This window comes from Sphingorhabdus sp. (assembly GCF_044374345.1).
In the GTDB taxonomy this organism is placed as follows: domain Bacteria; phylum Pseudomonadota; class Alphaproteobacteria; order Sphingomonadales; family Sphingomonadaceae; genus Sphingorhabdus_B.
On the sequence record NZ_JBILOS010000083.1, the window covers coordinates 1 to 9035 of the forward strand.

Consider the following 9035-nt stretch of genomic DNA (forward strand, 5'->3'; position numbering starts at 1 on the left):
TTGCCACACTATGGTGAAATATGCCAATCTTTGAAAATGGAACGCGATAGTCATCAATTCATTGGACAATCGTCCGCATTTCTTGATGCCGTCGAGCGCGCAAGCCGCGCCGCACCGCTCAATCGGCCTGTGCTGGTTGTGGGGGAACGCGGAACCGGGAAAGAACTGATCGCTGAACGCCTGCATCGCCTGAGTTCGCGTTGGGACGGGCCTTTGGTCACGATCAACTGCGCCGCGTTGCCTGAGACATTGATTGAGGCCGAACTGTTTGGCCATGAAGCCGGCGCTTTCACCGGAGCCACCCGTGCGCGCGAGGGGCGGTTTGAAGAAGCCGACGGCGGCACGCTGTTCCTCGACGAACTGGGCACGTTGAGCATGGGCGCGCAGGAACGTTTGTTGCGCGCTGTCGAATATGGTGAGGTCACGCGTATTGGGTCCTCAAGGCCAATGCGTGTCGATGTCCGTATTGTCGCTGCCACCAATGAGCATCTGCCCAACATGGTGGATAAGGGACGCTTTCGCCCGGACTTGCTCGACCGGCTGTGCTTTGAGGTGATCACCTTGCCGCCATTGCGCGTTCGCGAAGGCGATGTTGAGGTGCTGTCTGAATATTATGGGCGTCGGATGGCGGCCGAGCTGGGTTGGGCAGGGTGGCCGGGTTTCGGCGCGCTTGCGACCCAGGCCCTCGAAAACCATTTGTGGCCGGGCAATGTGCGCGAATTGCGCAACGTGGTCGAACGTGCGGTCTATCGTTGGGCTGACCCAGAACAGCCCGTCGATTATATTCAGTTTGATCCGTTCGATAGCCCGTGGCGCGGCGGGCTAGCTGCTTCTGCCCCTGCGCAGGTACAGTCTGATAATCAGGCCGCTAATGCCGAGCCACGTGTCGCCAATGACTTAAGTCAGGCCGTCGATGTTACGGATTTTAGAGAAGCGACCGAAAAATATGAAAAGGCCGTCCTTGAGCAGGCACTTGCGAAGTGTCGGTATAATCAGCGGCAAACGGCCAAAGCGCTCAACCTGAGCTACGACCAATTGCGTCATACGCTTAAGAAGCATGACCTTTTGGGATAAAAAAAGGGGCGGCATCGGCCACCCCTTTTAACTTTACGAAGATCGTGACGATTAGCCGCCGTTAAAGCTGACCATCGTGTAGAGCATTGGGATCGAAAGCAATGTGTTCAAACGCGATGTCATCATCGCTGTCGTGGCGGCCTTTGCCTTTGTCGCATCATCGGCTTCAACGATGCCAAGCGCCTTTTTCTGATTAGGCCAGATGATGAACCAGACGTTGAATGCCATGATAACTGCAAGCCACATGCCAACACCGATCAGCTTATAAGGATCTTGCAGCGTGAATGCCTGATGGGCGTAACCGGCCTGAACGGCAATGATCAGTCCCAGCAACACGGTCAATGCTGCGGCCCAGCGGAAGAAAAACAGCGCAGATGGTGCGATATGCTTCGACACAGCTGGCTTCAGCTCTGCGGGAATTTTCGGCATGGTCGGAATTTGAACGAGGTTGAAATAATACAACAGCCCAATCCAGACGATCCCGAAGAATGTATGCAGCCAACGTGTGACAGACTGCGCGGTCAATGCGTCGCCGTGCAAACCGAACATAAGTGCCAATGACAGCACGAGACCGGCGACCAGCACCAGATGTAGATTTCCAAAAAATTTCGCCATTTTTTCCTCCTGTAGGCATTCAGGTGATTTTGCCCCTGATGGATAGCAGCCTATCTTTGTAGGCGGCGCTTGTCACATAATTTCTGCGAAATCATGGGGTAACCAATATAATGGGTGACGCCCCATTTATTTGCTTGGCGTGCGTCGCAATGCCAACGCTGGCCAGCGCTGATTTATGCTTTGGGTGGTGTCTCGGTGTCATCACTCAGTTTTAGCCCGTGGCGCATCAGCATCGGGATATTGGCAAGCGCGAACAGGAATGTGCAGGCCGTTACGCCCCACACCTTGATGGATAGCCAGGTATCGAAAGAGAACCACTCTGGGCGACGAAAAATCTCGTTCAATCCGGCAAGCGCCAAGAAGAACACGCCCCAACTTAATGACAGTTTTAACCAGCCGGTTTCGTCCAGACCTTGATAGGCATGCTCCAGAACATATTTGAGCATGGCCTTGCCTCGGACCCATCCCCCAAGCAGCAGAAGCGCAAAAAAGGCGTAAATGATCGTCGGCTTAATCTGGATGAAGCGTTCGTCATGAAACCAGATCGTCAGCGCGCCGAAAAACACACCTAAAGCTGCCGTGAGCTTCAGCATGGGCGAAATTTTGCCCAGTTTTACCTTTGAGACAATGACCGCAATCAGAATCGCGGCCATGAATGTGGCGGTGCCGACAATCGCGCCTTGTTTCGGATCGGTGTCCGAACTGCCCAATTTTGATGCCACGAAAAATAGCAGCAGCGGTCCAAAATCGAGAATGAAGTTTAAGGTGCCCGACGGCTTTTTGGCCGCGGCTGCGTCGTTCACAACGAACCCCCGCTGATCGCGCGGGCAACATCTTGCGCGTTGAAGGGGCGCAGGTCATCGATGGTCTCACCGACGCCAATGGCGTGAATAGGCAGGCCAAATTGTTTGGCCGCCGCGACCAAGATCCCGCCGCGCGCGCTGCCGTCCAATTTGGTCATCACAAGCCCAGTTACGTCAGCGACTTCTTTAAAGGTTTCGATTTGCGATAGCGCATTTTGCCCGGTCGTCGCGTCCAGAACCAACACCACATTGTGCGGCGCTGCGGGATTTAGGCGCCCAAGCACCCGGCGGATTTTCGCCAGCTCATCCATCAACTCGCGTTTGTTCTGAAGCCGTCCAGCGGTGTCGACGATCAGCACGTCGATGCCTTCTGCTGTTGCTTTTTTGACCGCGTCAAACACGACACCAGCGGCATCGCCACCTTCGGGTCCAGTCACAATGGGTACGCCAATGCGTTCGGCCCAAACTTTCAACTGGCCAATGGCTGCGGCACGGAACGTATCGCCTGCGGCCAGCATGACGCCATAATCCTGTTCAAGGAAAAGGTGGGCCAGCTTTGCAATCGTTGTGGTCTTGCCCGATCCGTTTACGCCAATCACCAATATGACCTGTGGGCGCGGGAATGCATCGATTTCGAGCGGGGATGCGACGGGTGCCAACACGGCGGCCACTTCGTCCTCGACAATCTGGCGAATGCCCTCTGCATCAATGCCCTTGTCAAAACGTCCAGCAGCAATCTTGTCGCGAATTTGCGCTGCCATGGCTGGGCCAAGGTCTGAAGCAATCAACGCATCTTCGATTTCATCAAGGTCGCGTGCTTCCAGCTTCGCCTTGGTGACAAGCCCCGCGATATTGTCCGTCAGCTTTCCTGATGTTTTCTTCAGGCCGCCAAACAGTCGGTCTTTCCACCCAGCATTCTCGCTCATTCTTCAACCTCTGCCTGCAATATTCCGTCTGTTGACCGCAACACCCGCGCGGCGACAATGCTGCCTTCGGTCATGACTTTATCCAGCTGCAAATACGCGAAATTCTCCGCGTGGCCACCCCTGCCGCCATTTTCGACCGCGACATTCTGGATGGTACCAATGAGCCCCTCCAGCCAACGGGATTTTTCCGCGGCTACGGCTTCGCGTAACGCCTTGGCACGCGCCTTTATAACCGGATGGGGCAGTTGCGGCATGCGCGCGGCTGGAGTGCCTTTTTTGGGTGAATATGGGAATATATGGCCATGCACGATGCTGCATTGTTCAACCAGATCCATGCTGTTGGCAAACATCGCATCGTCTTCGGTCGGGAAGCCTGCAATAATATCCGCGCCAATGGCGATTTCGGGTCGCTTTGCTCTAAGCCGCGCAACCAGATCGATGGCGAGTTCGCGGCTATGGCGGCGTTTCATCCGCTTCAGGATCATATTGTCGCCAGCTTGCAGCGACAGATGAACATGCGGCATCACGCGGGCCTCTTCCGTGAGCAAATCGAACAGCCGGTCGTCAATTTCGACACCATCAATCGACGACAGCCTGAGGCGTGCAAGATCGGGAACGAGTTTCAATATCCGTTCGACCAGTGACCCTAAATTGGGGCTGCCCGGAAGATCATGGCCATAGCTGGTCACGTCAACACCCGTCAGCACCACCTCTTTAAACCCCGTGTCGACGAGCTTTTGGATATGTTCAATGACGCTGCCAGCAGGGACGGAGCGGCTGTTGCCGCGGCCATAGGGTATGATGCAAAATGTGCAGCGGTGATCACAGCCATTTTGTACTTCGACAAAAGCGCGGGTTTTGCCCGAATAGGCGGTGACGAGATGCGGCGCGGTTTGCGCTATGGTCATGATGTCCGAGACAATGACTGGCCTGTCGGAACGATCCATCAAATCGCGTAACAAGGGCGCGTCTTGTTTCTCATGATTGCCAAAGACGCCCGCAACCTCTGGCATGGCCCGAAATGTTTCGGGCTCCACTTGCGCAGCGCAGCCAGTGACCCACACGGACGCGTCCGGGCGACGCCGATGCGCCTGCCGGATGGCTTGGCGTGTTTGTCGCACAGACTCATTGGTCACCGCGCAGCTATTGATGATGACAATGTCATCGCGGCCCGCGAGTTGTTCAGCGAGGGCATTGCTCTCCGCCAAATTTAGGCGGCAACCCATGCTGATGACTTCAGGCTTTTTGACGGGTGCGTTCATCCAAACGCATCCCAGTCGGCCTGACCTTTGAACACATAAGTGGCGCTGCCGGTCATGATAACGGGTTGTCCGGGGCTCCAGTCGATGGTCAGGGTTCCGCCCGATTGGTGGACTGTAACCGGAGATGTCGCCTTGCCCTGACGGATGGCCGCAACGGCGGTGGCGCAGGCCCCGGTTCCGCAAGCGCCCGTCAAGCCGGCGCCGCGTTCCCAAACATTTAGGTGGATTTCGTTCCCAGCAATCGACGCGACATTTACGTTCACACGCTCTGGGAACACGGAGTCGTTTTCTATTGTCGGGCCAAGCTGGCGCAAATCTATGGCATCAACGTCATCGACAAAAAATACGGCATGGGGGTTGCCCATATTGATGGCCATTGGCGCGGCGAGATTGTCCCAAGCCAGTGGCATGGCATCAGTATTCATCGGGAAAGCAAGCGGTATCTCCTGCCATCCGAAAGTCGCGTCGCCCATCGACACTTCGACGTCATTGCCTGACAACTTGCCTGAAATGATGCCGCCCAAGGTTTCGATGTTGAGGTCTTGGTTCAACAATGCAACGACGCAGCGTGACGCATTGCCGCATGCCTCAACCTCGCTACCATCAGGATTGAATATCCGCATGCGGACATCGGCGATTTCTGAAGGCAGCAAAAGGATAAGCTGGTCACAGCCAATCCCGAACTTGCGATCCGCGATCTTTTGCGCGCGGGCAGGGGACATTTCAATGGATTGGACGCGTGCGTCGATAATGACAAAGTCATTGCCGAGCCCATGCATCTTGTGAAATTCACCCATCGTCATGGCGGCGATTTAGGGGTAGCGGGGCATCAAGTCTACCGTTGATGGCGAATATGGCCAACCTATTGTTCATGGAGCCGCCGTGATTGGGCACAGGTCACAGCCGCTCCAACCAACGGAAAAACTTGATTTGCGACGCCAAGGAGGGTAGGGGCGCGTCCAAGGCAAGGATATTGCCTTTCAAATTTTGTTGGAAATCCGTTGTTTCCAAGCTGGTCGGCGAAGATTCGCTCACCGGCTTTTTGTTCGTTTATGCCTCAAACGGGGCATGTTGGTAAGGAATGTCGATGTTTGACAAGCTGAGCGACCGGTTAGGAGGGGTGTTTGATCGCCTGCGCGGTCGCGGTGCGTTAAACGAAGCTGACGTGCGTGAAGCGATGCGCGAAGTGCGTGTGGCTTTGCTTGAAGCCGACGTTGCGTTGCCCGTCGTTCGTGACTTCGTTGAGAAGGTCACCGAGCAAGCCGTCGGCGCGCAGGTTCTGAAATCGGTAACGCCCGGCCAACAAGTCGTCAAAATCGTCAATGATGCCCTTGTCGAAATGCTCGGCGCGGAACAAAGCGACCTTGATCTTGCTGTAGCGCCGCCTGCGATCATCATGATGGTCGGTCTGCAGGGCTCAGGTAAAACCACAACGACGGCCAAGATTGCGAAGATGCTGAAGGCCAAGCAGGGCAAGAAAGTCCTGATGGCTTCGCTGGACGTCAATCGTCCTGCCGCACAAGAGCAGTTGGCAACGCTTGGCACACAGACCGAAATTGCGACGCTTCCGATTATGCAGGGGCAGCAGCCCGTCGACATTGCCAAGCGTGCGATGCAGGCTGCAAAGTTGCAGGGCTTTGATGTTTTGATCCTCGACACCGCTGGCCGCTTGCATGTGGACCAGCAGTTGATGGACGAAATGCAGGCGGTGGCAAAGGTCTCCGTTCCGCAGGAAATCCTGCTCGTCGTCGACTCGCTCACGGGTCAAGACGCCGTAAATGTCGCCAAAAGCTTCGGTGAGCGCGTTAATGTAACCGGTATCGTGCTGACCCGTATGGACGGTGATGCACGCGGCGGTGCTGCGCTGTCGATGCGCGCCATTACGGGCAAGCCCATCAAATTTGCAGGCGTCGGTGAAAAGCTGGATGCCATCGAAGCGTTTAACCCAAGCCGTGTTGCCGGACGCATATTGGGCATGGGCGACGTTGTCGGCCTTGTCGAGCGCGCGACTGAAATGGTCGAAAAAGAGGACGCGGATAAGCTCGCGGCCAAAATGGCCAAGGGCCAGTTCGACATGGAAGACCTGCGCATGCAGTTTCGCCAAATGTCCAAAATGGGCGGCCTCGGCGCGCTTGCGGGTATGATCCCGGGCATGAAAAAGGCCAAGCAGGCGATGGACGCCGGCGGTATGAACGACAAATTGCTCGTACATATGGACGCCATCATTGGTTCCATGACGCCAAAAGAGCGCGCGAAGCCTGAATTGTTGAACGCCAAACGTAAGATCCGGATTGCCAAGGGTTCGGGCATGACCGTGCAGGACGTCAACAAGCTCATTAAAATGCACCAGGAAATGGCGAGCGCCATGAAGCGCATTCGCAAGATGGGCGGCCTAAAGGGCCTCGCCGCCATGTTCGGCGGCGGCAAGGGTGGCATGGGCGGCGGCGACTTGGGTGGCGCGATGGAGGGAATGCACGGGCTTCCCCCCGGCGCTTTGCCACCCGGTTTCGGCGGTCTGCCCGGAATGGGCGGCGGTGGCGGAATGCCGCCAGACCTCGCAAGACTTCTTAGTAAAAAGAAATAAGTATCACATTTAGTTTAAGAATATTTCAGAAAGGTGAGTTAGTTTTATGGCATTATCCATGCGTTTGTCACGGGGCGGTTCGAAAAAGCGTCCTTATTATAAAATCGTCGTAGCCGACGCCCGCGCACCACGCGACGGTAAGTTCATTGAGCGTATCGGCAGCTACAACCCACAGCTTCCGAAGGACAGCGCAGAGCGTATGATCCTCGACACCGAGCGTGCGAAGCATTGGCTTGCCGCTGGTGCGCAGCCTTCGGACCGCGTTGCACGCTTCCTTGACGCCGCCGGCGTCAAAGAGCGTAAGGTTAAGAACAACCCGAACAAGGGTGAACCAGGCCAGAAGGCCAAGGATCGCGCTGAAGACAAGGCAACCAAGCTTGCAGAAGCTGAAGAAGCGGCAGCAGCAGCTGCAGCCGCTCCAGCACCTGAGCCAGAGCCAGAGCCAGAAGTTGTTGAAGAAGTAGCCGCTGAAGAAGCCGCACCTGCGGTTGAAGAAGCGCCTGCCGCTGAAGAAGCTGCGCCTGCTGAAGCTGCAGCTGAAGAAGCACCTGCGGCTGAAGAAGCTGCACCTGCAGCTGAAGAAGCTACCGAAGAAAAGGCTGAGGGCTAAGCCTTGGCTGACTCAACCGTCACGCTTGCCGCCGTTTCTGGCGCGCACGGCGTGACGGGTGAAGTTCGTCTCAAGCTGTTTGCAGAAAATATAGACAGCTTGAAACGCTACAAAAGTTTTAATGATGGTGCGTTGACGGTTAAGTCCCTCCGCCCAACAAAAGACGGCGCGATTGCGCGCTTTGCCGAAATAAATGACCGCAACGCAGCGGAAAAACTGCGCAGCACATTGTTGACCGTGCCGCGCGATGCCTTGCCTGAACTGGGTGAGGGCGAATATTATTATAGCGACCTTCTCGGGCTTCCTTGCGTTTCAACCGATGGCACTGACCTTGGCAGTTGCATTGCTGTTGAAAATTTTGGCGCCAGTGACGTTCTGGAAATCCAGATGCCCTCTGTTGATGGCAAGCCGGGCAAAAAGTTCATGGTTCCAATGACAGCCGAGGCTGTACCTGAATGGGGCGCGCAAGCGGGCGGACGCATCGTCATCGATGCCGACTTCGTCATATGACGTTCGCCGCCCAGATCCTGACGCTTTATCCCGAAATGTTCCCCGGTCCTCTGGGGATATCATTGGCTGGCCGCGCGCTTGAAGAGGGCAAATGGTCATGTGCGCCCATCCATATCCGTGACTTTGCGACCGACAAGCATCGGACCGTTGACGACACGCCCGCTGGCGGCGGGGCAGGGATGGTGCTGCGCGCGGACATACTCGCCGCAGCGGTCGATCATGCGTCTGTTCAGCAGCCCAATGTGCCCGTTTTGGCGATGACGCCGCGTGGTAAGACGATTACCCAAAGCCGCATACGGGAGCTTGCTGCAGGCCCCGGCGTTACCTTGCTTTGCGGCCGCTTTGAGGGCTTTGACGAGCGCATTTTTGATGCCCGACCCCATATTGAACAGGTTTCGATGGGCGATATCGTGCTTTCGGGCGGCGAAATTGGCGCTTTAATGCTGTTAGATGCTTGCATTCGGCTGCTTCCCGGCGTAATGGGCGCGACTTCCAGCGGTGATGAGGAGTCCTTTGAACAAGGATTGCTTGAATATCCGCACTATACCCGACCCAATGATTGGGAAGGGCGAATGATCCCTGAAGTGTTGCGATCGGGGGATCATGCGAAAATAGCCACCTGGCGGAAACAAAGGGCGGAGGAAGATACTC

The 9035-nt window shown here is 56.0% G+C and carries 10 protein-coding genes; 5 read left to right on the forward strand and 5 right to left on the reverse strand.

Annotated features, from left to right (window positions below):
* Positions 1 to 36: 36 nt before the first annotated feature.
* Positions 37 to 1074: a phage shock protein operon transcriptional activator gene (gene pspF, locus ACIQ5B_RS08685; protein ID WP_397598668.1), complete on the forward strand. Its 1038-nt coding sequence runs from the start codon at positions 37 to 39 to the stop codon at positions 1072 to 1074.
* A 51-nt stretch (positions 1075 to 1125) separates the two neighbouring features.
* On the opposite strand, the gene ACIQ5B_RS08690 is transcribed toward pspF, so the two are convergent.
* The 5 genes from ACIQ5B_RS08690 to dapF all read right to left on the reverse strand — a co-directional run bounded on the left by ACIQ5B_RS08690 (position 1126) and on the right by dapF (position 5477).
* A complete protein-coding gene (locus ACIQ5B_RS08690; RefSeq protein ID WP_395629125.1) occupies positions 1126 to 1689 on the reverse strand; it encodes a urate hydroxylase PuuD in 564 nt (187 codons plus the stop codon).
* Positions 1690 to 1862: 173 nt separating this feature from the next.
* Positions 1863 to 2492, reverse strand: coding sequence for an inner membrane-spanning protein YciB (locus ACIQ5B_RS08695; RefSeq protein ID WP_397598662.1), 630 nt, complete (start codon positions 2490 to 2492; stop codon positions 1863 to 1865).
* Positions 2489 to 3418 (reverse strand): signal recognition particle-docking protein FtsY, encoded by a 930-nt coding sequence (gene ftsY, locus ACIQ5B_RS08700; RefSeq protein ID WP_397598663.1) that lies wholly within the window; start codon positions 3416 to 3418, stop codon positions 2489 to 2491. Before ftsY ends, ACIQ5B_RS08695 begins: the two co-directional genes overlap by 4 nt.
* Entirely contained in the window at positions 3415 to 4680 is a 1266-nt protein-coding gene (gene mtaB, locus ACIQ5B_RS08705) for a tRNA (N(6)-L-threonylcarbamoyladenosine(37)-C(2))-methylthiotransferase MtaB (RefSeq protein ID WP_397598664.1), read from the reverse strand. The genes ftsY and mtaB overlap by 4 nt, the downstream gene beginning before the upstream one ends.
* A complete protein-coding gene (gene dapF / locus ACIQ5B_RS08710) occupies positions 4677 to 5477 on the reverse strand; it encodes a diaminopimelate epimerase (RefSeq protein ID WP_397598669.1) in 801 nt (266 codons plus the stop codon). The genes mtaB and dapF overlap by 4 nt, the downstream gene beginning before the upstream one ends.
* A 290-nt stretch (positions 5478 to 5767) precedes the next feature.
* Here dapF and ffh point away from each other — a divergent pair, with 290 nt between their 5' ends.
* From ffh to trmD, 4 genes are all read left to right on the forward strand, one after another.
* Entirely contained in the window at positions 5768 to 7264 is a 1497-nt protein-coding gene (gene ffh, locus ACIQ5B_RS08715) for a signal recognition particle protein (RefSeq protein WP_395629120.1), read from the forward strand.
* A gap of 46 nt (positions 7265 to 7310) precedes the next feature.
* Positions 7311 to 7874, forward strand: coding sequence for a 30S ribosomal protein S16 (rpsP, locus tag ACIQ5B_RS08720; protein ID WP_397598665.1), 564 nt, complete (start codon positions 7311 to 7313; stop codon positions 7872 to 7874).
* A 3-nt stretch (positions 7875 to 7877) separates the two neighbouring features.
* Positions 7878 to 8384 (forward strand): ribosome maturation factor RimM, encoded by a 507-nt coding sequence (gene rimM / locus ACIQ5B_RS08725; protein WP_397598666.1) that lies wholly within the window; start codon positions 7878 to 7880, stop codon positions 8382 to 8384.
* Positions 8381 to 9035 (forward strand): tRNA (guanosine(37)-N1)-methyltransferase TrmD (gene trmD / locus ACIQ5B_RS08730; RefSeq protein ID WP_397598667.1); only part of this gene is annotated, 655 nt, incomplete at its 3' end. The genes rimM and trmD, both read left to right, overlap by 4 nt.

Coding starts and splice junctions, on each gene's coding strand:
- pspF (WP_397598668.1), top strand. CDS start 37: ATGGAACGCGATAGTCATCAATTCATTGGACAATCGTCCGCATTTCTT.
- ACIQ5B_RS08690 (WP_395629125.1), bottom strand. CDS start 1,689: ATGGCGAAATTTTTTGGAAATCTACATCTGGTGCTGGTCGCCGGTCTC.
- ftsY (WP_397598663.1), bottom strand. CDS start 3,418: ATGAGCGAGAATGCTGGGTGGAAAGACCGACTGTTTGGCGGCCTGAAG.
- mtaB (WP_397598664.1), bottom strand. CDS start 4,680: ATGAACGCACCCGTCAAAAAGCCTGAAGTCATCAGCATGGGTTGCCGC.
- dapF (WP_397598669.1), bottom strand. CDS start 5,477: ATGGGTGAATTTCACAAGATGCATGGGCTCGGCAATGACTTTGTCATT.
- ffh (WP_395629120.1), top strand. CDS start 5,768: ATGTTTGACAAGCTGAGCGACCGGTTAGGAGGGGTGTTTGATCGCCTG.
- rpsP (WP_397598665.1), top strand. CDS start 7,311: ATGGCATTATCCATGCGTTTGTCACGGGGCGGTTCGAAAAAGCGTCCT.